The organism is Vibrio sp. J2-3(2022), assembly GCF_021725735.1.
Lineage (GTDB): Bacteria > Pseudomonadota > Gammaproteobacteria > Enterobacterales > Vibrionaceae > Vibrio > Vibrio diabolicus.
In genome coordinates, this window is the sequence record NZ_JAKKCK010000002.1 from 24,324 (window position 1) to 49,338 (window position 25,015).

Sequence of the window (25,015 nt, forward strand, 5' to 3'; positions counted from 1 at the left end):
GCATCTAATAGGTACGCATGAATATGGCCTGCTCGTGCTCTATACCCAGCTTTACACTTGACGTTGAGGTTTCTCGGATTGACTTGGTAGACACTAAATGTACTATCAAGGACAGGACTTACTGCAAGGATAGCAGCATGAGCGAAAAATTATTCTGGGTTAATCCCTACCAAACAGAACTTAACTCAAGAGTGACCAATGTAGACGGAAATAAAGTTGAATTGGACCAGACTATCTTCTTTGCGGAGTCTGGAGGCCAAGAGAGTGATAAAGGAACGATTAATGGTATTCCGGTTTTGATTGCTCAAAAGTTAGGTGTTCGACTTATTTACACATTGGAATCCTCTCCAAATTTTACTCTTGGTGACAATGTAACTACGTGTATTGATTGGAAGCGTAGATACGCCTTAATGAAGCTACACTTTGCTGCCGAAGTGGTGCTCGAGATGTTTTATCAGCGTCGAGAAGGCATTGTTAAGATAGGCGCGCATATTTCTGAAAATAAGAGCCGCATAGATTTCGAGTGGTCTGAAAGTATTGGTCCGTTATTGAAAGCAATTGAAACTGATGTGCAAGATTTGATTAACTCTGATTCAGTTATTATTAGTGACTTTTCCGATCAAGAGAGTGAAAGAAGGTATTGGAGAGTGGATGGGTTTGCGCAAGTACCTTGCGGTGGCACTCATTTAAAGCGCACATCAGAAGTCGGCCAAATTCAACTAAAACGCAAGAACATCGGTAAAGGCAAAGAAAGGGTTGAGATAACCTTATGCTCGTAAGTCGATAGGGCATTCGAAATAGATTCCTAACACGTGGCATTTTAGTTCATGGTGAGATTCACATTTGCGATATGATGATTGAGATTGAGGGCGTGTTGGCTACTTCTTAACGAAACGCTACACGATAGGAGCGGGAGGATGATATGTCGAAGGTAGCATTGAAAGGCGTTATTCTAGTTCCGGAAAAGGATTTAGAATTAGTAAAGCATGAGTTAATAACTCACAAAAGGCTCACGTTAGAAGAGCCGGGCTGTCTTACTTTTCTTGTGACTCAAAGCTCGACTAATCCTTTTCGTTTTGATGTCTATGAGGAGTTCGTCGACAAAGCCTCTTTTAAACAACATCAGGAAAGAGTTCAAGCCTCACATTGGGGAAAAGTAACAGCCAATATTAAACGGCAATACGAAATCTTTGAATGTGTGCATGACTAATCGAATCGGAGTGATTTAGAGCGTTTACGCTTTGTTTTTTTAGGTTGCTCTACGCTCTACTATGTTGCTTTATTCATCTATTCACCTGGCTTAGTGTTCTTGATACTTTGCCGTATTAAATCTAGAAATTTTAATGGAAGTGTTATGTTTAGAGTTGTGTATGAATGGCGTGTGCCAAGTGAAAAAATGGATGAGTTTCAAAATATATGGCGTACGACGACAGATTCAATTCATCAGTCAGTAGATGGGGCGTTTGGTAGTTTTATGCTTCGTTCTTACGATGTACCGGAAAAGGTTTTAACTATTGCGAAGTGGCGAACACGCGAAGACTGGGAGCGGTTTTGGGGAACTAGTAACCCAGAAAAAATGAAGAAGATGAGTGAAATTGCAGAGCGTATTTCAGTTGAACCATTCGATGAAATTGAAGATAGAACTAAGTAGGGCAATAGAAACGTTAAAGTGATGCCTAATGCACAGTTTGGCGGACAATATGAAAGACAACTTTAACCAAGGAATAGGGTTATGCAGATTTTAATTGTTGGAGGTAGCAAGGGTCTAGGAAGGTTCTTGGCTACGAACTTACAGGGTACAGAAACTTATACTATTTCTAGATCAAAGCTAGTTGAGGATGGAGTAGCTTCTGTTCGTCTTGATGTTAGTCCGGAGAAAAAACCAGATTACACGTGCTTCAAAGGTGTTAAGTTTGACATCATAGTTTATTTGGCGTCGATGTGGGGAGAGTCTTCAAAATTGACAACAAACGAACTGATTGAGTTTATGCATGTTGGCCCGATTGGGTATCTTAATTTAGTCAATGAACTTAACGCTTTAGGTTCACTTAACGATAAATGCAATATTGTATCTATTGGCTCTACAGCAGAGCTTTCAGAAAGTAGTGAATACCCTGCATTCGCCCTCAGTAAAAGATTACTCAAAGATATTTCTAGCCAGCTGCAAAACGTTTATCGTGATTACCGCTTTACTCACTTTACAATAGGTGGGATCGGGCATACTGAAGAGGAACGTATTGAGTATTCGAGTGTTTTGGAGATTATAAATATGCTAACCAAGCTTGATCCAAACACATACCTTTCAAATATGCATATAAAGTCCAAGCTAGGAATGTAGCTCTCAAGCTGTATTACGTACCTGCTTCTATGATTTGGCATCATGTGCATACTTTTTATTGAGCTATGGTTATAACTCCAATGAAAGGAGTTTACTTATGTCATACATTGATGGGTTTGTCGCTGCAGTACCGAAAGCGAATAAAGAAAAGTATATCGCACACGCAAAAATTGCAGCAGAAATGTTCAGGGAGTTTGGGGCCTTAAAGGTTATTGAGACGTGGGGAAGTGAAGTACCAGATGGTGAGATCACATCATTTCCCATGGCAGTTAAAGCTGAAAGCAACGAAACCGTTGTGTTTTCGTGGGTAGTCTGGCCTTCAAAAGAAGTTCGGGACTCAGGGTGGCAGCGGATCATGGGTGATCCTCGAATGAGTCCTGAGAATAACCCAATGCCCTTTGATGGAAAGCGTCTCATTTATGGTGGATTTGATGTTATTTTGGAGCAGTAAAATACCAGAGAGTCCCAGCTTGATTCGTGACACTTGGCGCGTTAATCAGGATTACGCTTCTGATGTACATTATTCCGCGATAAGCGTTGATAAAACTCCATGTGGAGGCTTAGAGTAAAAATGGAAGGGATAAATTATTCACTGATTGTCGTATCAGCTATAGCTAGCCCCGAGCCTGCGATGGCAGGCACGTTAATGAACTACGGTCAACGCCTTGATAACCAAAGGAAACCTAGACGTTGCATTACTTATAGTTCGATGAGATGTTATCCCGCAAGACGTTAATTTGGAGAAAAGAATGGATTCAAACTCACTATTATTATTTGTTGTCGCTTGTCTCGCTATCAACATGATTCCTGGACCTGATGTAATTTATATTGTTTCCAATACAATGAAAGGTAAATTATCTGCTGGGCTGAAAGCGGCTCTGGGGCTTGGTGTTGGTTACTTTTTTCATACACTAGCGGCATGTTTAGGCTTGTCAGCAATAATTCTGAGTTCATCTTTGGCTTTTAGCGTTGTTAAATGGTTAGGGGCCGCTTACCTAGTTTATTTAGGTGTTCAGTCATTACTGTCCATGTGGCGTGGAGAAAGTAAAATCGTTGAAAACAAAAATGTTGATAATAATAAAAATTTGTTTGTTCAGGGGGTTATCGTCAGCGTCTTGAATCCAAAAGTAGCGCTATTCTTTCTCTCGTTTCTGCCTCAATTTATTGATACGTCTGCAAGCTCAACATCAATGCAATTATTACTACTTGGCTTGCTGTTCAGCGTACTTGCGACGACATGTAACGTTTTGTACGCATCTGTGGGTAATTGGGTATTTAGTCGTCCACACTCTCAGCGTTATTCAAGAACTCTTGAAGGTGTTTCAGGTATTCTACTTATCAGTCTAGCGAGTAAAGTGGCATTTAGTGATCGTTAGATACAGGGCATTTTATTCTCGTGATTATTATATGGCTAATGTTTGCTCAATCTATACGTTAAATGAGTGCTATTGCATAGGTTGAATCACAAATTTCAAAAATACCAATAAGTGAATGTATTTGTTTATAGTATGGTTGGCGCGATTTTATCGTAGCTAGGTTAATAACATGAAAAATAAAGTAATTCTTTGTTCCGCATTCCTTTTGGGTTTATCAGGTTGTGCTTCTGTACCTACTGTTGATTCGACAGTATCAAATCAAATGAAATCATTTGAAGCACCTCAAAAGGGGAACGCAGGGATTTACATTTACCGAGAAGATGCTTTTGTCGGAGCAGCACTTAAAAAGTATGTTTACGTCGATGGAGAATGTATTGGTGAAACCGCTCCTGGTGTGTTTTTCTACCATGAGGTCGAAGGCAATAAAGAACATCAAGTAAGTACAGAGTCTGAGTTTTCTGAAAATCACTTAACTATCTTAACGGAAGAGGGCCGTAATTATTTCGTTAATCAATACATTAAAATGGGTGTATTTGTTGGTGGTGCGGGCGTAGAACTCGTGGACGAAAGCAAAGGTAAAGCAGAAGTACTAAAAGTAGACATGGCAGAAAAAGGAAACTGTCCTTCGATCTAGTTTAACTGACTGATTTTACATTTAAAAGTACTTAAAAAACACAACTCAGCGCTTGACATGAAAAGTTCAACGTTGGGTTGCGTTTTTATGGCCAACAGCTTTTACTTGTTATTGGTAATACATAAGCGTAAATCAGCAACAAGGATGTGTAATGAAAAATAAGATGTGGATCTTCGCAATTATCTTGCTCATTGGTGGGCCTTCACTATTGCCATTTAGTCTGGAAGTTATTTCTATCATCGAGTTATTTGGGCTGTTAGGGTTGTGGACGGTTTATTCATCCTATGCTGAGTATTTGATCAAGCATCCTCGGCTCAAAAGAGGCGCATCTTTAGCTACATGTTGGGATCTTCAACCTCAAATATTATTCTCACTTCGTGATATTAAAGTATTCCCACTGCTGATATTTCATATGTTTCCTGTTCAAAGTGTGTTGGTTTGGTCGTTAATTTTTACCTTTTCGGGCAGTGTTATTTGCCATTACGTAATTTGATCTAACCCATTGTTCAAAGCATTTCCTTATTAAGTTTAATTGCTTGTTTAAGCGGTTACGCGGGGATGAAACAGGTCATTAAATAACTTGGCGATCATCAAAATGAGCATGATGTTTACCAGCATGAGTAAAGGTGTTTCGATACGATACTCCGGGGTCAAGTTAAGTGCGCCTGAGGTTAATACCACCAACAAATTGACGCCTAAGACTCTATGGATCATCAGCTGTGGTGTAGAAAATACCTCCCAAATCAAAATAATATTGATGAAATAAAATAACCCTAGTTGCCATAGCTCAGTCATCATTGGCATCAAGAAGATGTATTGCAGCAGTATCACTGAACCTGTTCCCAAAACGCCAAAGAAGGCATCTTTAACAACGCTAGGAGGCATTGTAGGTACTATTGATGAAAAGACACCGGCCAACATGGGGAATATAAACCCACCTGGTACAGGGAGATAAATCCAAACCAATAACGAGGTGATAAACATCGATATTCCTTGTAAAACCTTTCTGCGGTCTTCTTTCAAGTGCTGTATGAAAGTCCGGTGTTCACGATGCCAAGATGTTTTCTGGTTCACTTGTTCAGTCAATAAGGTACGACCAATTAGATGCGTGGTTGGCTGAGCGATATCAAATAGCGTCAGGTTTTGAGCCACAGGTTTCCAGTCAATATCATCACAGTGGGGCTTTTCCACTTGTTCAAGTAATCGTTCTTGAATACGTTTCATCTCTTCGAGGCGCTGATGCCACAGCTTTCGATGTTCTTTGAGGTGGTAACTGCCCGTGAGCGGTAATCCCAGTAGTTGGCACATCTTCTCAATGTTTGCTGTGTTGGTTTCAAGGGCATCAATATCAATGTCATTTGGTTTGTCTATAGCTTTAAGCAACACCTCACGGCTGTTCTCAAAGCGTTGAATGAAATTCTCTTCAGTATTCACTGGCCAAACCAAACGATAAACAACGGAGAAGGTAATGATGCCAAGGATAGTTTCCTGCATTCGAAGTACTGCGAAATGGAACGTCACTTGACTATCAAACCCTCCCATACAAGCGATGATAGAGCACACTGCAAAGCCTATGGAGAACACATAACCGTACTTTTCGTCGCTCGACATGAAAATGCATACGCCTAAAAATAGGGTAAAAAAAGTCAGGAACAAAAAGCGATCTTGAGAAAATGCTGTGATGAGGAAAAAGGCATAGCCAATGCCCAGTAGGGTTCCTACTAGGCGATTATGACCTTTGTTTATCGAGTGAGCGAAGCTTTCATTTAATGCCATTACCGCGACGGCGATCGCTGCCCAATAAGGTTTCTCCCATTGAAACCATAAGGCGAGACAGATTGCGATAACGATAGACAGTGCAGCTTTAATTGCTTCTTTGGTTGAGGCATTAAACATACATTTCACCGCATTTATTGTTTGATGATTTTGATGGATGCCGTCATACCGACGCGTAGTTGAAAATCTTTTGGTAAGTTGTCTAATTTCACTTTAATTGGAATGCGTTGAGCTAAGCGTATCCACTGAAAGTTAGGGTTCACATTAGGCAGAAGGTCGTTACCTGTACTGCCGTCTTGCTTCGCGATGCCGTAACCAATGCTCTTGATTTTACCTTCCAGCACCATTTCGTCGTGCATCATTAAGGTCACGTATGCTATATCTTGTGGATCAACACCAACTAAATCCGTTTCTTTGAAATAGCCTTCGATCCAAAAGCTGTCTTCATCAATTAATGCTACAACTGGTGAGTTTGCGACAACTTGGGAGCCGGTGCGCAGATTAAAATTGGTGATGTAACCATTCGTTGGAGCGTACACCTTGGTGTAATCAAGGTTCAGTTTTGCTTCTTCGACGTTTGCTTTTGCCAGCTCCACGTTTGCGATTGCTGTCTCTACGGCGTTGTTCAAATTGTTCAACGTCAGCACAGGTACCGCGCCAGGTGTACGCTTTTCTAGTTCCAGTGCACGTTGTTCTTCATTTTTGGCTTTCGCTAACAACGCAATGGCTTGCTTTTGAGCCGCCTGGGCTTTGTGGTAAGACGCTTTATAAATGCTTGGGTCAATCTCAAACAGTAAGTCGCCCGCATTAACTTGGGAGTTGTCTTCAACATATACCTTGATGACTTGCCCGGTTACACGGGGCGTTATAGACACAATGTACGCGCTGACATGACCATCTCTAGTCCAAGGATTGTTTGAGTATGATTGGTAGTAACTGAAAATCACAGTGCTAGCGGAACACAGTAATAAAAATGTGATTAGATAACGTTTTATCACGGAATTTGCCTCAAAAGATGGTTATGAATCGACCAATAACGCCAGTAAAAATCACAATTAGGCTCAGCTCAGCAAGTGCTGGAAACGCAACGTATTTGTGTACCCCTAATTTTGTTGCAACGGTTCCAACCAAAATGGTGAGAATGTAAGCCAATGCAATAACCAGCAACAAGGGTGGGAAGTAAACTTCACCCCACACAAGCTCATGTGGCATTGAGTTCATAGTGCTTTTCTCTATTTATTTGATGAATGCAAAGATAAGAGAAATCCTACAAATGTAATAATCGCTTTTGTAGGATCAAATCCATCAATGTATTTTTTTAGAGAGTTCGTAATGAGTTACGTCTAATGTCGAACGTGCTTTAAGGGGAGTGTGAGTGCGATAAGTTTTCGCATTTACGTGCGGAATAAATACGTATCTAATGATGAAGATAAAAGCCTCGGGTCAACAGTCGCTCTTCCGAGCTAGCATTCTCAATAACTTGTGATAGTTTAGCCATGTAGCCCTAAGATATAAGAAAACCTATGAATTTTAGTCTTGAACAACTATTGGCATTCGTTGCTGTTTACGAGGAGCTTTCGTTTAGCAAGGCTGCTGTAAAATTGAATAAGCACAGAACAACCATCGGGCAGGTTATTACGAATTTAGAAGATTTACTTGCTGTGAGCTTGTTTAATCGGGTTGGCCGTTCCGTAGAACCCACTGAAGATGCTCGCCTTCTTTACCACTATGCAAAGCAAACAATTGAACAAGCCCGTACGTTCGACAAAGTTGCATTGAGCCTTGCTCATGGTGGCTTAGAGAGTGTCAGCATTGCCTATTCTAGTGCCATCCCACATCGTTTGCTGGTGTTACTTCGTGTTCAATTAGCGGCAGATTTTCCGATGATGCGAGTTAACTTTTTTGTTCGTAACCGTAACGAGATCAAAGAAGGTTTAGCGACTGGTGAGTACCAGTTCGGTATTGTCAATGTGCATGATAGCCGTGCAATACACAGTCTAGACTCGACGTTTTTAGGTCACTTCGAATTTGTTCCCTTTGTCCAGAAAGGTGGTGAACTGGCTTCTATGGCACCCGACCGAGTGTTAACTGCGTTGAGGAATAGCAAGCAATTTGTGTTGCGATCTTTCATTGAAGAAGGAATGGGTGAAAAAGTTATCGTCAGTTCGAATCATGAAGAAGTCGATCAGTTGGCTCTTGTTGTAAAAATGGTTGAAGCAGGGCTAGGGTGGGCAGTTCTTCCTAGAACGCTGGCTCATTCGGAATTTTCTAATAATGATATAGAGCCCGTTGAAGTCTGTGAATTACTAGAAGGCTTTAAGTTTGGTTTTGGCCTTTGGTGTCAACCCTCTAAGCAAATAGGGGATGTAAAAGACTCTATCATGAGGGTTGTTACGGCGTATCGGGAGAAGCTAATCCGCGATTTTAAAGCGACGCCATAACCGTATTCATCCAGACCACATTTATAAACAAGACTCAATTCGAGTCTTGTTTTTTACTTGAAAAATTCTTCTCTTCTGATTGGACGTTAATGTTTATTGGGAGGGAGTAATCTTCTGTATGTGATTATAAAATCGATGCTTTTTTACTTATTCAAGCTTCGTTCAATGAGAAAGCTCATATCGCTCAGCCGCTGTTAGTTTAAGAAAGAGAGGCTGCAGTTATTTTACCTCTTGCTCTGATCTAAATAAATTGAGAACCAGTACCCCTAGAACTATAGCGATAGAAATAGAGACGAATCGAGTCATTTGAGCAGAAAATGATTCGATGCCCGTATTGTTAATAATCTGGTAAGTCAGCACAGTGAAGTTAGTAAAAAGCAATTGATAGATGGTTAAGTGTGTCTGTCGACGTATTGCAAAACACGCTAGTTGCAGGCCACAAAAGATGGTAACGCCAAGTACAACGTAAGTAGGTGCACTTGTGGCTACTGCAAGCATGCATGGAATAGTAAACAAGATCCCTAGGCTTGTAGTGATAATTCGATACCGCCCAAAGGAATGACTGTCTTGATTAACTGGGTGCTTAATCATGCTGCCAAATGTTATTGCGATCAATAGCGTTTGAGAGCTTCCAGATGATATTAGCGCGTACAAAACAACACACAATGCGGTTGCTTTAAAGACGATAAGCCCGATATGTTCGTTTGCACCATCAAGAGTGGTTTGGTCTGGTTGTATATCTTTTTCGTCCCCAGGGAATAACCAAAAGCTAATATATGTGGCAACCAACGCAACAATGAAGCTAGTAAATAAGACCCATGGCAACCCCTCAAGCGACAACCCCATTTGTTGGCTTGTGACCACGATAATCAATACAACAATCAAAGTGAGTGTTGAAACGATGTCTTTTGGATCGCGATGACTTCGGTAATAACTCCAACAGAGAAGTGACCAAGTAAACAGTAAGAAGCCACTAGGAGAGCTCATGAGCGCTCCTGCTAAAGTTACGATGCCAAAGCTGAGAAGTGAGAGTATTACCAGCAATTTCAACATCATGTTGAACGGGGGTTTAGATGGCATCAGTGTTAGAAAAATCACAACGAATATTGGCGCGATAAAGGGAGTAGGTGCACCTGAATACTGTAAGTAAAACAGTAAAAGAATCGGAGTGAAAACCAATCTAATGATTGGGTTTGCTGAACTATGAAACATAAGTCCAGATACTCAACACTCTCATCCAGAAAGAGGCCAGCCACTCTCCAAAGGTGCTTTGCTCAGTTAAAAAAGCGACCGTAGCTTTCGAACCATAACGTACGTTTTCGGGAATATCTCCGCCTTCAAAAACAATATTTACAGGATAGCGCTGTGCGTTTAAGGAATTATTGTCTGCAACCAAAAAGCCAGTTGTCGGATCGACGTCGTTACTGCCACCAGTACCCCAACCAATGCTTTCTACTCGCCCTTGAAACACTCTGCCAGGTAAAGCATCCAACACAATCTTTGTTTTTTGTCCCGCACGAACATGCTCGAGTGAGTTTTCGCGAACAAGCGCTGATACCCACACGCCTCTCGGATCAATGAAAGTGACAAGAGGTGAGCCAGTCGTCGCTTTTTGCCCAACAGTGAGTTGTAAGTTAGAAACGATCCCCTTTGATGGAGCAATCACTTTCGTTCGTTGTAAGTCGAGTTGCGCTTTTTCTAGATTTGCTATAGCTGCGAGAATCTGGGGATTATCTTGCCCTTCGGGACCAAGATTATGCTTGGCTTGAGCTAAGGACGCTTCTGCTGCCTCTAATGTGGCTTGAGCTCGTGCTTTGGCTTCGATGGCGTTGTCTAGCTCAGATTTACTCAATACCCCTTTTGCGGCGAGCTCGGTTACGCGAGCTGCTTGTTCTCTTGCGTTGTCACGAGCTGCGAGTGATTCAATGACCTTAGCTTGTGCCACTTCAACAGCCGCTGTGTTGGCTCCAATGTTTTGGCCAGCAATGGCTAAGTTTGCTTCGGCTGAACGCAGATTAATTTGATAATCTCTTGGATCAATTTCGAAAAGCACATCACCAGCATTAACGACTTGATTATTACGAACATGGATTTCAGTTAGGTTCCCCGAAACCTCTGGAGTAATACGGACAAGATAAGAATGAATCCGAGCGGTGCCAGTGATTGGTGTTACTCGATCAGCCCACAAGCTATATAGCCAAACCACAAAAACGAGGCCAATAATAATAAAGCTTAACTTTCTGGAAGATGATTCCGCTTTAGACATCCAATTCTCTCTTGTTACAATACGTTAGGTAAGCAATGTTACAACATGTGACATAAACAATGCTTCCAAAAAATCAACTATTTGTCGATAAGGTCATGGGATCGTTCCGAAGGTGCCATTTAGAGAGGCTGAAGCATGCTAAACGAACTTTCCAATCACGTTGGCTAACGTCGCCAATAAAAAAGGGGCGATACTTCGCCCCTCAGATCGTCCATCAGGTTTTTGATTTGTGATTATATCTTTGAGCTGTAGAGAGAAATCAACTTAGACTTTCTGTTACAACTGGCTTGTTATTGCGCTTAGCAATCCAGTACGCAACGCTACCCCAAAGCACGGTGAGTGCCCAAAGTGCCGTCCAATGTGGAGCGACTTGTTGCCAGGTTGCCCCCATTTGGTTTAGCGCTAAGAAAGCTTTGATCGCCCATGTACTTGGGCTTAAATCAGCAATCCATAGTAGGGGAGCAGGAATGGCTTCAATCGGCCAAATAAAACCCGCCAAGAAAATGAGCGGCATAGAGCTCACTAAGACGACTAAGGTGACAAGTTCACGCCGAGGTAATAAGTAGCCTAGCCAGAAGCCTAGTCCGCAACAACCTAAAAAGAACGGGAACAACATAGCTAGCAATTCGCCCGTGTTGGCGATATGGTTTACGTTTAAGCGTTCGAAGCTAAAACCAAAATAATAGGCGCCGAGTAAATAATAAATTGCCACAAATACTAACGTTCTCACAAGCAGCAGCGATCCCGTTGATACTTGTGACCAATAGCCACGACCATGACGCTGTGTTCCCGTTTGTAATCCAACCGCCATGATCAACGTTTGTTGTAAAATCAGAACAAATACTGCCGGCACTACGTATTCGATGTAACCCATGGTTGGGTTGAACGTCGGTTTCATATTAAGCTTAATAGCAGAGTAATTATGGCTAGCCATACTCATGGGCACACCATCTATCACCATTTTACTGACTTTCACTTGGGCCCCTAATGTGCCTCCAGCTTGGGCCAATCCTTCTACCACGGTTCCGTACACGAGAAAATACGAGGCGTCCGCAGCGTAGGCTAGAGTCGGGCTTTTACCTAGCATTAGGTCTTTGTAAAAGTGTTCCGGTATGACTAAAAAACCGGTGATCTCTCGTTGTAAAAATGCTTGCTTTGCATCGGCAATCGTATGAAGTCGAGTGACTACGTTGACTTGTGGGGTGGCATCAACCATACGTTCCAGCTTTAAACTCGTCTGACTACCATCTAAATTAACAATCGCGATTGGTTGTTCACGAGGCGTTTGTTGTGCATAAGGCAAAGGGTATAAAAACGAGTAAAATACGACACCACCAAACACGGTCAACGTAACGACTGGATTGGTTAGAATGGCCTTAAATTCCGATTTAATCAGTTGCCACAATGTCATACCGCCTCCTTAGCTTGGCGTGTTGATGAAGCTGTTCGATGTTTACCCATAAAGGCTGCGGTAATGAGCAGGGGCACAACGTAGCCAATCATAGGCCATAGCGAGCTTAAAGATTGTGCGGCCGATGCTCCATAGCTTGCTTGACTCACTTGTACTTCAATGTAATGGGTAATCGGCAATAATGAACGCCATGCATAAGCGAGCGTGTTCATGTCAGAAACTGGGAATGTAATTCCCATGAACGCGAAACTTGGAGCTGTAAACGCGCCAGCAAAACTCATCGCACGTGCAGGATCCATCGACAAGAAGAAGAACAACGCTCCCATAATGATACAGGCGATAACCGTCACCAATTGTGCTAGTAGCATAACCACAAAACTGCCTTCCATTGGCCAATCAAGCACGGAATAAAACCAATACAAGAACAACGCACCTTGCGCCATAAAGACCGGAATGTACTGACTTAATAGGGAAGTGAGCTTGGCGTATGGCTTTTTGCCCAAAAATGCAAAGCCATTCTTTCCACCATAAATGCGAAAGTGCGCGGTAAGAATCAAAATAGTGCTTACTACAATACATATTTGCCAAATGGCTGGCACGATAGCCGTTACCAAAAATTGTGCGTAGTTATTGTTACGGTTAAATAATGCGGTTATTTGTGTCGACACCGGTACAGCCTGACCAGCCGCCGCTAACGTTGTGGTGTTACCCTTAGCCAAGTTGCTCATTACTTCAACCTGAGCGTCGAAATAGCCTTGTGCTTGCGCAACGGCAGAGTTGATCAATTTCGCTACCAAAATGTACTGACTGTTGTAAAAGACAGAAAGTTGAGGTTGGCGGTGCTGGAGAATATCTTGATCGAACTTAGATGGGATGACCGCGTAAGCGTAGATATCGCCTTCAATCATCGCATTTTTTGCTTCGCTTGCACTGGTGTAGTGATAATTAACAGCCAGACTCGACGACGCATCCAAAGATTGAATAAGCTTTCGAGAAAGTTGGGAATGTTGTAGATCAACCACACCGATTGGCAGATCCCGGGCAATGCCCACAGAGAACACTCCCCAAATCATCATCGCGAGCAAAATCGGTATCCAAGTAAGGCACGAAAGCAACCACTTATCTCGTCGTAAGATATGCCGCTGTGAAATCTTAATCGTCATCGTCATAGCATTAACCTAGTGGTTGTGATTAAAGTTCAACGACAACACTCATTCCCATACGCAGTTCAGGTTCGGGCTGAGCTGGACGAGCTTCTACTTCAAAGGTACGAAGATCAAAACCTTGAGAAGCATCGGTTGCTCTCCACGTTGCAAAGTCACCCATAACGGCAACATGCGTTACTTTGAACTCGACATTTTTATTTAAGGCAGGCAAATAGGCATCAAAGGTTGCTCCTTTTTTAAAATGTTGAAGGTAATCTTCACGCACATTAAGTGTCGCCCAGGCATCTTCTGTATCTATCACAGTGACAACCGGGAAGCCCTGAGGTGCTAATTCACCACTTTGAAGTAGAACTTGAGATACTTCGCCGTCAAACCAGCTGTAGATCTGAGTATCTTTCGCATACGCTTCTACTTCGGCTACGGCACCTGATGCCATGCGCGCTTTTTCCGCCGCTGCCACTTTGGTTTCACTTCTCGCGCCTTCTTTTGCCATTTCGTACATTTGAAACGCGGCACTTTCTGTGTATTTCGCTGCTTGCCACTGAGTTAAAGCTTCATCGCGCTTTTGTTCTGCAACCACGCCATCGTTATAAAGGTTATTCACACGATTGTAGGTTTTTTCCATTAAATTCGCAGCGGCTTTAGCTTTCATCCACTGATCTTTTGCTGCTTGGATTTGTTGCTCACGTGCGCCTTTCTCAGCTTCTTGAGCTAAGGCGTCCGCCGCTTTTTCACCTGCTTTTGCTTGTTCTAACTTCGCTTCAATTTCAGGACTATGAAGGGTAAAAATAAGCTGGCCTTTCTCTACATCGTCGCCTTTACGGACCATGACCTCATCAATACGCCCTGGAACTTTTGAGGAAATGCTGTATTGCTGGGCTTCAATCAATCCCTGTAAGCGGATCGGTTCTGGCTGATAGGCTTGGTAAAATTGGTACCCAACCCAAGAGGCAACACCCAAAGCACAAAGTGAGAGTAAAACGGGTTTTAGTGATTTAGCTGCCATGATTTATTTCACCTCTTTGGATGTTGAAGCAGGGATATAAGCGGTATTTTGATATTGTTCGAAGCTGTTCATTTCACTGCTCAATGCGAGTAGCTTGGTTAAAGATATTAAATAGCGGAAACGCGCCGCTGAACGTTGTGTTTCTATACTAGCGACATAAAGCTGAGCATCCACAACATCCAGAGAAGACGACAGACCCTGAGTAAATGCTTTTTCACGCAAGCGCAGGTTTTCGTTCGCGAGTTCAATGCTAGATTCGAGCCCTTGTACTTCATCAATGGCTTGCTGAGCCTCCAAGTATGTCTTTTGTACTAGCAGCGATAAATCTTGTTTGGCTTGGGACTTTAATGAATCGACCTGCGAGACGACGCTTTGAGCTGCTTTGACTTTTTCGCTTCGCCCTGTTGATTCAATCAGTGGAATGCTCACACCGACACCAACTAACCAGTCAGGCTTCATTTGGCTTGCGAGAGAGTCGTCTTCATACAAGCTGTAGTCGCCGTAAAGGTAAACTTCAGGATAGTATTTCCCTTTTTCTGCTTTGATTAAGCTAGAGGCTTGTTTGTGTTTAGCGCTCAGAAGGTCTAACCCCGGATAGGTAAGCAGCGTTTGATCGACAAAAGCAGTAAGAGGGGGAAGACTGTCGTTGATAAACAAAGATTCAGCGGGCTCTACGGCATCATCTTGCGCGAGTAATTTACCTAATGCAGCCTGAGCGATACTCAAATCGCTGGCAGCTTTACGTGTTTCTACAGATGCTTTATCTAAAGAAGCCTCGGCTTGCAGGCGCTCAACGTGCGCGATTTGTCCTTGCTCTTCAAGCTTAATGGCAAAATCTCGATGCTTTTTTAGCCCTGCTTCAACCGCTTGCCGCGTTGCGAGTACTTCCTTTGCCAGCACGACAGAAAAGTAGTACTTCGATAAATCTTCAAAACGCGCTTGTTGTTCCATTAGAAGCTGACTTTTCGCCTCATCCGTTTTGCCTTCTGCTGCTGATTGAGCCGCAGAAATTCGACCACCAGTAAAAATTGGCCAAATCGCACGAATAGACGAAGAGAAAATATCGCGCTCGGTTATGGTCGAAGTGGTATTAGCTAAGGCACCAAAAATAGGCTGAAAAGCAGGAGGTACGTTAATGTGTGCTCCTGTGCTGTCTAGGATCTGTTTTCCTGAAAGCGTGATATCGGTATCTAAACGCGTGTAATTCGCGCCAATGGTAACTTGAGGTAAGTTGAGATTGCTGGTGGCACTCTCTTGGTATTGGTAGTTCTCGACGTTTGAGCGTTGAGCTTTAAGAGAATAGTTGTTTTCTAGCAATAGCTGCCATGCGGTATCAAAAGTGATCGGTGCCGCATGACAGGCAAGGGAAATCGAGCTGCTAAGTAAGCCCAATATCCAAAACTTTCCTGTTTTTTTCATAATGGCTGCTTTGTCGTAGAGTATTAGCTCTAATATAAAGGATTCGTAACTGCGTGTTAAGTAGGAGGGAAAATTGGGCAGTAGTATGCGCCCAGTTATGTTTGTGCTGGGCGCGGGAGATGTTACAAGTTTACTTCGTATATGGACAGTGAAACTCTGCTCTCCACTCAAGCTGACGAGAACCTCGCATCGTATTCAATAGGTCTTTTCCACTCATTTGAGGGAACGATAACAGGACCTTGAGATCAGAAGTACCGCCTCCGTTTTTTTCATAAGCCCTGACGTGTGTAAACGTTGAATACATATTCTCTGACAGCATGGCCTTATTCAGGCATATTCCAAAGGTATCGCGTTCCATGTTTGGTGTTCCTTCTAACTATAAATGCACCTCTGTTTATAGTTTTCCAGTTTTCAGATGGTGTCTAAGTGTTTGTCATATAGTCAGTATTTGTGTTTTGTTTTATTTGTGTCCAAATCACTGACATTAATGTTGAGCTTTTAATAGACTTCCAGCTTCACTGCTTTCTAACCGAAACTCTCAATGGTTTCGTTGATTAAAAATTATACGTTGGAAAGTCTAAAAACGCCTCAAAAACCGCTAAAATCGATGTGATCACGATCATGTTTTAAAGGGCAATTTATGTATGGAATTGAGTATCAGAGAGGAATGCTGAATTTGGTGAATGGTTGTAATTTTATGTTTCAGCTCGTCGATTAATTAACCGTAAACTCTGCGGTTTGCTTGTTTTCCTCACAGATTTATCACCGCAACAAAGCCATGCTGTTAACTGAGTGTTAACGTAATCGCTTGGGAGTGAATCATAAGGATGTATCAATGAGTTGGAAAACGATCAGCTTTCGTAAGCGAATGCTCATTATTATGACGCTGTCGGGGTTGATAGAGCTTTTATTGCTTGTCGCTGCAGGATTCACTTATCTCAAAATCAATCAAGAGCAAGAAATGGGAGAAAAAGCACTGGGTGTTGCCCGCTTTTTAGCAGACTCCGCCGTTGTTCGCGAAATGGTCGCAACCCAAAATCCTCAGCCATACCAACTTCGTTTCCGAGAATTAACCGAAGCCATCGGTGCTGCATTCATCGTTATTGGCGACCATAAGGGAGTACGCTTAATCCACCCTGTTGATGAGCGGTTGGGCAAGCCAATGAGAGGTGGCGACAATCGTCGAGCGCTAGAGCAGGGATTGTCTTATGTTTCGACGGCACAGGGCTCGTTAGGTTATTCAGTTCGTGGTAAAGCTGCGATTTTTGACGAGCAAGGGAACATCATTGGTGTGGTTTCGGTTGGCTATTTGCTTGACCGGCTGCAAGACCGCATCGAGCCATTTTTGGCCTTTTTGATTTTAATGGTCATCGTAGTTGTTGTCGCTAATGCCATTGTATCCAATTATGCGTCGAGAAAGTTTCAGCGCGCCATTTTGGGGTTCGAGCCTGAAGAGATAGGGCGGTTGTACGGCGAATTAGAAGTGACGATGAGTACCATTAAAGAAGGCGTGTTAAGTATTGATGCCCAAGGGATACTTCGCTCGATCAATCGTAGCGCCTGTCAGATTCTCGGTATTGATAGAGAGGCAGCTCTTAATAAACCGTTGACTGAGACGTTACGCGATAGTGACTTATATACGGTGCTAGAAACCGGACAGGAAGATCATGATATTGAGATATTCCTTAATCATAAACGTCTGATCGCAAACCGTTCGCCAATTTATGTGGATGGAAAAATAGTGGGGGCAGTATCGAGTTTCCGTTTAAGGGATGAAATCAACGACCTAACCGAGCAGTTATCACAAACCAAAGAATATGCAGATTTATTACGTTCGCAAACCCATGAGCATCGAAATAAGCTAAACACCATTAGCGGGTTAGTTCAGATGGGTGAGCTGGATGCCGTACAAAAGTTAATTGGGCAAGAAACCGCACACTATCAAGCGATGATCGAATTTTTAAGAGACACCGTTAAAGACCCGTTAATTGCTGGTATGTTGCTTGGAAAAACAGAACGTGCTCGCGAGTTAGGCTTACAGCTGGTGGTTGAAGAAGGCAGTCGTTTGGAGCCTCTGCCTGAGTGGTTAAATTCGGAAGACCTTGTCACCATTCTGGGCAACTTAATTGATAACGCTTTCGACGCAACGTTAACCTCGATTCGTGATGAATCGAATGTCGCATCGGAGCGCAGAAATATCGATGTGTCAGTGAGTGATTACGGAAATGAAGTGATACTTGAGGTGATAGATCAAGGTTGTGGTTTACCAAGCGATATAGAGCCGCAGGTGCTATTTAAAAAAGGGGTGTCGACGAAATCTCGTCAAAATCGGGGGGTAGGATTGCATCTTGTCAACCAGTTGGCTACTCGATATCACGGCCATGTTGAGATGATGCCCAACACAAATTATGGAACAAGAATAACGGTGTATTTACCCAAGGAAGAACAATTATGAGTATGGCGACTCGCGTAATGATCATTGAAGATGATCTGGCTATTGCTGAGCTGCACCACAAATACTTAAGCCAATTGGCAGGCTTGGAAGTGGTCGGCATTGCGACCACGAGAATTGAAGCGGAAATGCAACTCGATATTCTTAAGCCAGACCTCTTGTTGATGGATGTATACCTTCCTGATGGAACAGGGCTTGAGATACTCAATACATTACGTGCGAACAACCAAACGTGTGATGTCATTTTGATTACCGCGGCAAGGGATGTCGATACGCTACAACAGGCAATGAGAGGGGGAGTCGTTGATTACCTGCTAAAACCAGTGATGTTTCCACGCTTAGATGCCGCACTGAAAAAGTATGTGTCCCAACGCCAACAACTAGACATCGTAGAGAGTTTGGATCAGAACCTCGTTGATAAAATGCTGCAGTCTCACGCCAATCAAGACAACTTGCCGAACCGATTACCGAAAGGGATTGATGGTGTAACCCTAGATAAGATCAGAGAGTTGTTCCCAAATGGTAGTGTGCTGACCGCTGATGAGGCAGGCGAAAAGATTGGTGCGAGCCGAACAACGGCAAGGCGCTATTTGGAGTATCTGATCAGCACTGGTGAACTAGAGGCTGATTTAAACTATGGCTCTGTTGGTAGGCCAGAAAGGTGCTATAAAAAAGTGACACGGTAGCGTTTATATTGATGCTCTATGCAAAATAAAAAGCGATGGCTTATTGTAGAAACCATCGCTTTACAAATTACTGCTGTTCCGCTCTAAGAGGTTAGAAGTTGTATTCTAACTTCGCTTCGATAGAGCGCTCAGCGCCAAACCAACAGTTATTTTTGTCGTAACAAGAATAGTATTCTTTATCGAATAGATTGCTTGCAGAAAGGGTGACGCTAGCCCCTTTCATTGATTCAGATACTGTTGAAAAATCGTAACTTGCTGCCAAATCAAACAAGGTGTAGTCCGGTACTTTTTGACTATTCTGTGCATCAATTTGTGCTTCTCCGACATAGCGAACGCCAGCACTGGTACGAAGGCCTGAAAGATTTCCTTCAAAGAAGTAATTGGCCCATAGAGAGGCCGTTTGCTCAGGCACCCAAACCGGCGTTTTACCTTCTTGGTTGTAATAACTGTCTTCGGTAATCTCCATATCGGTATACGTGTAGCCTAGAGTGAAATCAGCTTGTGCTGTGGCTTGCCACTTTGCCTCTAGTTCAACACCCTGTGATACCACTTCGCCCGCTTGATAGTTCGGTGCATAAGGATTATTCGGGTCGGTCAAGATCGCGTTTTTCTTCGTAATATGGAAGAACGCTAAATTACCCGAAATATCGCCAGACAATGGCGCGTACTTAAAACCGAGTTCCCACTGATGCCCGGTTGATGGTTCAAACGCTTTGCCTGTGGCATCTGCACCCGCAATCGGCTCAAAACTCTCGGAGTAAGTAAGGTATGGGGATAGGCCGAAGTCGAGTTCATACAAACCGCCGACTCGGAAAGATACGTTGGTGTCGTCTAACTCTTCCTTGCTGTTGGATATTGCTCCTAGGTAATCGCTCACGGCGTCTGTATTTGAATCGTATTTATCCCAACGAAGACCCGCAATCATTACAAGTTGGTCGTAACGAACTTGATCTTGGAAATAAACGCCAATCTGCTTCGTTTTGACATCTAAGTTTTGTTTGTATTGGAAATTCAGTGCATTACGATCAATGCTGTTGTGGTCAGGATTAAAAATGTCCTGAGTTAGCGAATACCCAAGCGTGTCTTTGTATTTTACATCTGAATCTAGATACTGATAATCAAGCCCGAACAATAAGTTATGTTCAAAATTTCCTGTTTTAACGTAGCCAGATAGTTGGTTGTCAATCACAAAGGATTTGGACTTTTCATCGGTTAAATAAGCATTTCGACCAACGGTACGGTTATCCGCTTCAAGTGCACTGTTATATGTGTTTTCCTGATAGGCATCGGCGGTCATGTAGCGGGTATTCTGTAGAAATTGCCAATTGTTGTTAAAGTCGTGTTGGACTTTGTAACCCATCATCAGAACTTCGCGTTCGTAAGTGTTCCAGTCCTCATCCCCCAAATAAGTGCTTGGTGACATCGAGCCAAGTGGGTTGTCAATCACTGAGCCAGACGCTGGCACGGTCGTGTAGATACCTGCTGATGGATCATTTTGATAGTAAACATTCACGTTGACTAAGGTGCTTTCTGTCGCTTGCCAATTGAAAGATGGAGCGAGGACATAACGTTCGTCTTCAGACGTATCGGCTTGACCATCTCGCTGTTTTGCGAGGCCGATAATACGGTAATCAACATTAGAATCACCAATTTGTCCTGTGGTGTCGAACGTCAGTTCTTTTAGGCTGTTAGTCCCAGTACTAATCGAGACAGAGTGCGAAGGTGTTGACTGAGGCGCCTTGGCGATAATATTGACCATGCCTCCTGGTGGAATATTGCCGTAAAGAACAGACGTTGGCCCTTTAAAAACCTCGATTTGTTCAAGGGCAACGGAATCGACCTGAGGTTGGAGGTTCCAGCCGTTGTACAGCAAAGGAAGACCATCATAAAAGTTGGTGTAGTTAATAAAACCACGAATATTGAATAGGTCAAGGCGAGAAACGGCACCGCCACGCAGCTCTGTATTTACGCCAGGCGCGTAACGCAATGCTTCGCTCACTGAGTTTACGCCGCGTAGGTCCATGTCATCTTTAGTGATTACCGTGATCGCTTGCGGCGTTTCTTCCGGTTCTAAAACGGTTTTAGTTGCGGTGTTTCGGTATGTTTCGCCAAGTACTGTGATAGTTTCGTGCTGAGAAGTGCTCTCAGTGGCACTGGCGTGACCAGCAATAAGCGCGGATACCACGACTGCAACCGCAGAACGATGAAATCGATTCGGACTTTCCATATTTATTAATTCCACTACTTTTATTTGTTGATAATGATTGTTGTTTGCATTCTATAGCGAAAGAAATAGGAAAAGTTAACAATTTGGTGCAAAGCCAGAACCTAAGTGCTTAGGCTTCTATCTAATGGGCATGGCTTCGTTCGGTTTGACAGGTATCCAGTAATGCATTTGGGCATTCTCGCTCTCAACATCATAGTCTTCTGGATAAACTTCTAACTCGTAGCCATCAATACCGTGATAATTGGAATAGGGGAGCCAGTGCAAAATGAACCACTCAAGCGTCGCCGCTAGATTTGATGCTTTACCTATGTGCGTAATCACTGCGTAGGTTTGCTCAGGAACAACCAGAAGATTAGGTTCTTGCGTAGAGCCTTTGGATATTGAAGTTCTTGACGCTGAGTTGTACTCATAACCAGCCCAATACTCGAGTTGCTGGTTGCTTGAATACGCTTTTGTTACGTCAATCACACCAAGATAGTTTCTTTCCAGATGAGTATGGTTTTCAGATGAATAGAGCTGTGACCATAATGAGGGCACTTTGGATTGGAAGTTGGGCGTTGCGGAAAACAATCCATAAATAGGTTCATGATAACCAGCAAGCACAAAAGCAGGTTTTGTTTCAATTCGAACTTCGATAAAGCACTTATGTCTATTTTCGTCTTCTGGTGTATCGCGCAACGTTAAAGGTTGCCTCAAGCCCGTTAGTTGCTGAGCTTTACGATAATCTCGAGGACTCTTTGAAAACATATTTTTGAAAGCTCGACTGAATGCATGTTCAGAAGCAAACCCCATTTCTATCGCAATATCTAACGAACGGTCTGATGTATGGATTAAGCGTTCAGCTGCAAGGCTTAGTTTAAGCTCCCTAATATAGTGAGCGACGGACACGCCAGTGTGTTGCTGGAAAACGCGTTGCAGTTGCCAACGTGACCAGCAGCTTGCTTTCGAGATTTCATCCAAACTAAGTGCGATATCTAGATTGTTGTGAATGTAATCAAGCACAGAGTGTATTCGGTTTATCGGGTGCAGATTCTTTGTGCTTGGTTTCATGACATTCTACTTTCGCATTAATAGTATCCTCATTATCTTTAATTGAGTATCATTATCAATAGAGTGAGAGGATAAAATTCAGGCCACATAGATCACAATAAAATTGTAATGGATTGCAAGGATGGATAAGGATTGTCCATATTAGAGTTTTTGCTTAATTTTTGTCTTACGTTAGTGCAACTTTTTTTATCCATAAAATACAAATATTTATGATGTTTTGTGCAACTTATTTAAACGTTTGCACTGGCAAGTGTTGATGTAAATCAAATAGTCGTAGACAATACTGCACCGTGTCGGACTCTCCTCCAGCGAGTACAGTGTGTACTTTTGAGACATAAGTGACCTAAATGACCTTAATACGTCGTGTTTCCAACAGATTTGGGAGTGCTACTTCTTGAGGTTCTTTGGGCCTATAGACTTTACCTATCAACGTAATAGGTAAGACCAATTTTCTATTTTGAGGTGCCATTGATAGGGTTGGCTCATCCTTTAGCCGTATCCGGGCACACAATAAGTACCTCGTTTTTAAGGGAAAGATGATGGTAATACCAGAAAACAGCAGCATCGTTATTTTTGGTGCTTCAGGTGACCTTACATACCGTAAGCTCATTCCTGCTTTATACCACCTCTATGCGAACAAGCAGCTTCCAGAAAATTTTGCCATTCTGGGTGTAAGTCGCACTGAATACAGTGATGAGTCTTACCGCGCGAAGCTGAAAAAATCGCTTCAGGAAATGGAAAAGACTGAGCCAGAAACGCTTGATGCATTTATTAACCATCTGCACTACCAAGCTATCAATACTTCTGACACACAAGATTACAGTAAGCTATCTTCTCGTTTAGACCAACTTGCTGACGAATATCGTTTCGATCAGCGCAATACGCTTTTCTACTTAGCAACCCCACCAAGTTTATACAGTGTGATTCCTGCAAGTCTTGCAGCACACGGCCTAAACAAAGAAGAAGATGGTTGGAAACGCCTGATTATTGAGAAACCATTCGGTTATGACCTTGAATCAGCGCGTATTCTGGATAAAGAAATTCACGAGCACTTCCAAGAGCATCAAATCTACCGAATTGACCATTACTTAGGTAAAGAGACGGTACAAAACCTTCTTGTACTTCGTTTCTCAAACGCGATGTTTGAGCCGCTTTGGAACCGTAACTTCATTGATTATGTTGAAATCACGGGCGCAGAATTCCTCGGCGTAGAGGAGCGTGGTGGTTACTACGACAACTCGGGTGCCGTGCGCGATATGTTCCAAAACCACCTGCTACAAGTATTGGCGATGGTGGGTATGGAGCCACCTGCACAGATCAATGCAGATTCGATGCGTGATGAAGTCGTTAAAGTACTCCAGTGTCTAAAACCTTTGGACGAAAACGCTCTGCGTAACGATCTAGTATTAGGTCAATACACCGCTTCTGAAGTTCGTGGACAAAGTTTACGTGGCTACCGTGAAGAGCCGGGGGTTGCAGACGACTCACGTACCGAAACTTACATCGGTTTGAAAGCATACATTAACAACTGGCGTTGGAATGGCGTGCCATTCTACGTGCGTACTGGTAAGCGTCTTCCAACACGCGTGACTGAAGTGGTTATCCACTTTAAACAAACACCGCACCCAGTGTTTGGTCAAAACGCACCAGAAAACAAGCTGATCATTCGCATTCAGCCAGACGAAGGCATTCAAATGAGCTTTGGCTTGAAAGAGCCAGGCGCAGGTTTTGAAGCGAAAGAAGTGAAAATGAACTTCCATTACGCTGACCTACAAGAAACGCAAATGCTAACTGCGTATGAGCGTCTTCTACTTGATGCTTTGAATGGTGATGCTACGCTATTTGCACGTAGTGATGCGGTGGAAGCGTGTTGGCAGTACGTACAGCCAATTTTAGATTTTAAACAAGATCCACAATCCCTCTTCGGGTACGCATGCGGCACATGGGGTCCTAAAGAGTCAGACGACCTGCTACAGCGTGATGGTCGCGCTTGGCGCTTCCCATGTAAAAACTTAACAGATACGGATTACTGTGAACTATGATCAACCATAAGATCTACCAAACAGCAGAGCAGGTAGTTGAAAGCCTAGCTAACGACATGAAAGCGTTCAGCGAAATGGGCCGACCTGTTCACATCTCTCTTTCTGGCGGCAGCACTCCTAAAATGCTGTTCAAACTGTTGGCTTCAGAGGCTTACGCAACCTCTATTCAGTGGCAAAATCTCCACTTCTGGTGGGGTGACGAACGTTGTGTCGCACCTGACGATGCGGAAAGCAACTACGGAGAAGCGAACGCGCTACTGTTTAGCCAAGTAAACATTCCAACAGAAAACATCCACCGTATACGCGGTGAAGATGACCCTAAAGTGGAAGCGGAACGCTTTGCGAAAGAGATGTCAGAGGTGATTCCGACTGAAAACGGAACCCCTGTGTTTGACTGGATCTTATTAGGTGTTGGTGCAGATGGTCACACAGCTTCTCTGTTCCCTGGTCAAACGAATTATGATGATGCGAACCTATCTCTTGTGGCGTCTCATCCTGAGTCGGGCCAGCTTCGTGTGTCAAAAACGGCACGCGTTTTAGAAGCAGCAAAACGCATCAGTTACTTAGTGCTTGGTGCAGGAAAAGCGGACATCGTTGAAGAGATCAACAGTTCACCTGCACACGCACTGCCATACCCAGCGGCTAAGATTCAAGCGAAATCTGGTCTGACGGAATGGTATTTAGATTTGGACGCAGCAGCAAAAATTGCTTAAACGCTGCTCGTC

25 protein-coding genes are annotated in these 25,015 nt (G+C 43.2%); 13 read left to right on the forward strand and 12 right to left on the reverse strand.

The features are described 5' to 3' along the window. The first annotated feature begins 137 nt into the window (after positions 1-137). The 8 genes from L3V27_RS08265 (at position 138) to L3V27_RS08300 (ending at position 4,841) form a co-directional block, all read left to right on the forward strand. Positions 138-779 (forward strand): alanyl-tRNA editing protein, encoded by a 642-nt coding sequence (locus L3V27_RS08265; protein ID WP_145473932.1) that lies wholly within the window; start codon positions 138-140, stop codon positions 777-779. Between the two features lie 143 nt (positions 780-922). After that, the gene (locus L3V27_RS08270; protein ID WP_237311601.1) at positions 923-1,210 is read left to right on the forward strand and encodes an antibiotic biosynthesis monooxygenase; all 288 of its coding nucleotides are present in this window, start codon (positions 923-925) and stop codon (positions 1,208-1,210) included. A 144-nt stretch (positions 1,211-1,354) separates the two neighbouring features. Then, on the forward strand, positions 1,355-1,651 hold the full coding sequence (locus L3V27_RS08275) for an antibiotic biosynthesis monooxygenase (protein WP_012841749.1): 297 nt from the start codon (positions 1,355-1,357) through the stop codon (positions 1,649-1,651). An 81-nt stretch (positions 1,652-1,732) separates the two neighbouring features. Beyond that, on the forward strand, positions 1,733-2,338 hold the full coding sequence (locus L3V27_RS08280; protein WP_237311602.1) for a hypothetical protein: 606 nt from the start codon (positions 1,733-1,735) through the stop codon (positions 2,336-2,338). Between the two features lie 97 nt (positions 2,339-2,435). Beyond that, complete coding sequence (locus tag L3V27_RS08285; protein ID WP_237311603.1) at positions 2,436-2,789, forward strand: DUF1428 domain-containing protein; 354 nt, start codon at positions 2,436-2,438, stop codon at positions 2,787-2,789. Positions 2,790-3,087: 298 nt separating this feature from the next. Next, the gene (locus L3V27_RS08290; RefSeq protein WP_237311604.1) at positions 3,088-3,714 is read left to right on the forward strand and encodes a LysE family translocator; all 627 of its coding nucleotides are present in this window, start codon (positions 3,088-3,090) and stop codon (positions 3,712-3,714) included. Positions 3,715-3,883: 169 nt separating this feature from the next. Then, the gene (locus L3V27_RS08295; RefSeq protein ID WP_005397344.1) at positions 3,884-4,348 is read left to right on the forward strand and encodes a DUF2846 domain-containing protein; all 465 of its coding nucleotides are present in this window, start codon (positions 3,884-3,886) and stop codon (positions 4,346-4,348) included. Between the two features lie 151 nt (positions 4,349-4,499). Beyond that, on the forward strand, positions 4,500-4,841 hold the full coding sequence (locus tag L3V27_RS08300) for a hypothetical protein (protein WP_074191397.1): 342 nt from the start codon (positions 4,500-4,502) through the stop codon (positions 4,839-4,841). Positions 4,842-4,888: 47 nt separating this feature from the next. On the opposite strand, the gene L3V27_RS08305 is transcribed toward L3V27_RS08300, so the two are convergent. Genes L3V27_RS08305 through L3V27_RS08315 form a run of 3 tightly spaced genes read right to left on the reverse strand, consistent with a single transcriptional unit; the run spans position 4,889 to position 7,345 of the window. Then, positions 4,889-6,244 carry an FUSC family protein gene (locus L3V27_RS08305; protein WP_237311606.1) on the reverse strand — a complete coding sequence of 452 codons (1,356 nt, stop codon included), beginning with the start codon at positions 6,242-6,244 and terminating at the stop codon, positions 4,889-4,891. 14 nt (positions 6,245-6,258) lie between these two features. After that, positions 6,259-7,122 carry an HlyD family secretion protein gene (locus L3V27_RS08310; RefSeq protein ID WP_237311607.1) on the reverse strand — a complete coding sequence of 288 codons (864 nt, stop codon included), beginning with the start codon at positions 7,120-7,122 and terminating at the stop codon, positions 6,259-6,261. Between the two features lie 10 nt (positions 7,123-7,132). Then, entirely contained in the window at positions 7,133-7,345 is a 213-nt protein-coding gene (locus tag L3V27_RS08315; RefSeq protein ID WP_012841753.1) for a DUF1656 domain-containing protein, read from the reverse strand. Between the two features lie 302 nt (positions 7,346-7,647). Here L3V27_RS08315 and L3V27_RS08320 point away from each other — a divergent pair, with 302 nt between their 5' ends. After that, positions 7,648-8,565 (forward strand): LysR family transcriptional regulator, encoded by a 918-nt coding sequence (locus tag L3V27_RS08320; RefSeq protein WP_109170209.1) that lies wholly within the window; start codon positions 7,648-7,650, stop codon positions 8,563-8,565. 219 nt (positions 8,566-8,784) lie between these two features. On the opposite strand, the gene L3V27_RS08325 is transcribed toward L3V27_RS08320, so the two are convergent. The 7 genes from L3V27_RS08325 to L3V27_RS08355 all read right to left on the reverse strand — a co-directional run bounded on the left by L3V27_RS08325 (position 8,785) and on the right by L3V27_RS08355 (position 16,191). Continuing rightward, positions 8,785-9,777 carry a DUF2955 domain-containing protein gene (locus L3V27_RS08325; protein ID WP_237311608.1) on the reverse strand — a complete coding sequence of 331 codons (993 nt, stop codon included), beginning with the start codon at positions 9,775-9,777 and terminating at the stop codon, positions 8,785-8,787. Continuing rightward, positions 9,767-10,831, reverse strand: a complete 1,065-nt coding sequence (locus L3V27_RS08330; protein WP_104974043.1) for an HlyD family secretion protein — start codon at positions 10,829-10,831, stop codon at positions 9,767-9,769. Before L3V27_RS08330 ends, L3V27_RS08325 begins: the two co-directional genes overlap by 11 nt. Positions 10,832-11,090: 259 nt before the next feature. Then, a complete protein-coding gene (locus L3V27_RS08335) occupies positions 11,091-12,242 on the reverse strand; it encodes an ABC transporter permease (protein WP_237311609.1) in 1,152 nt (383 codons plus the stop codon). Beyond that, positions 12,239-13,405: an ABC transporter permease gene (locus tag L3V27_RS08340; protein WP_237311957.1), complete on the reverse strand. Its 1,167-nt coding sequence runs from the start codon at positions 13,403-13,405 to the stop codon at positions 12,239-12,241. Before L3V27_RS08340 ends, L3V27_RS08335 begins: the two co-directional genes overlap by 4 nt. A 28-nt stretch (positions 13,406-13,433) precedes the next feature. Next, entirely contained in the window at positions 13,434-14,414 is a 981-nt protein-coding gene (locus tag L3V27_RS08345) for an HlyD family efflux transporter periplasmic adaptor subunit (RefSeq protein ID WP_005377122.1), read from the reverse strand. Positions 14,415-14,417: 3 nt separating this feature from the next. Then, positions 14,418-15,833 (reverse strand): TolC family protein, encoded by a 1,416-nt coding sequence (locus tag L3V27_RS08350; protein WP_048626476.1) that lies wholly within the window; start codon positions 15,831-15,833, stop codon positions 14,418-14,420. 130 nt (positions 15,834-15,963) lie between these two features. Then, positions 15,964-16,191, reverse strand: coding sequence for a hypothetical protein (locus L3V27_RS08355; protein WP_005377125.1), 228 nt, complete (start codon positions 16,189-16,191; stop codon positions 15,964-15,966). A gap of 477 nt (positions 16,192-16,668) precedes the next feature. Between L3V27_RS08355 and L3V27_RS08360 the strand changes: the two genes are divergently transcribed. Continuing rightward, the gene (locus L3V27_RS08360; RefSeq protein WP_176320627.1) at positions 16,669-18,288 is read left to right on the forward strand and encodes a sensor histidine kinase; all 1,620 of its coding nucleotides are present in this window, start codon (positions 16,669-16,671) and stop codon (positions 18,286-18,288) included. Continuing rightward, entirely contained in the window at positions 18,285-18,971 is a 687-nt protein-coding gene (locus L3V27_RS08365; protein ID WP_053807992.1) for a response regulator, read from the forward strand. The genes L3V27_RS08360 and L3V27_RS08365 overlap by 4 nt, the downstream gene beginning before the upstream one ends. Positions 18,972-19,062: 91 nt before the next feature. Here L3V27_RS08365 and L3V27_RS08370 read toward each other — a convergent pair whose 3' ends face one another. Both L3V27_RS08370 and L3V27_RS08375 read right to left on the reverse strand, forming a co-directional pair. Continuing rightward, positions 19,063-21,198, reverse strand: a complete 2,136-nt coding sequence (locus L3V27_RS08370; RefSeq protein ID WP_237311610.1) for a TonB-dependent siderophore receptor — start codon at positions 21,196-21,198, stop codon at positions 19,063-19,065. 117 nt (positions 21,199-21,315) lie between these two features. Next, a complete protein-coding gene (locus tag L3V27_RS08375) occupies positions 21,316-22,248 on the reverse strand; it encodes an AraC family transcriptional regulator (RefSeq protein ID WP_237311611.1) in 933 nt (310 codons plus the stop codon). Positions 22,249-22,787: 539 nt separating this feature from the next. Here L3V27_RS08375 and zwf point away from each other — a divergent pair. Together zwf and pgl are read left to right on the forward strand one after the other, a co-directional pair. Beyond that, positions 22,788-24,290, forward strand: coding sequence for a glucose-6-phosphate dehydrogenase (gene zwf, locus L3V27_RS08380; protein WP_005397367.1), 1,503 nt, complete (start codon positions 22,788-22,790; stop codon positions 24,288-24,290). After that, positions 24,287-25,003 carry a 6-phosphogluconolactonase gene (gene pgl, locus L3V27_RS08385; protein ID WP_005397368.1) on the forward strand — a complete coding sequence of 239 codons (717 nt, stop codon included), beginning with the start codon at positions 24,287-24,289 and terminating at the stop codon, positions 25,001-25,003. Before zwf ends, pgl begins: the two co-directional genes overlap by 4 nt. Positions 25,004-25,015: the final 12 nt, after the last annotated feature.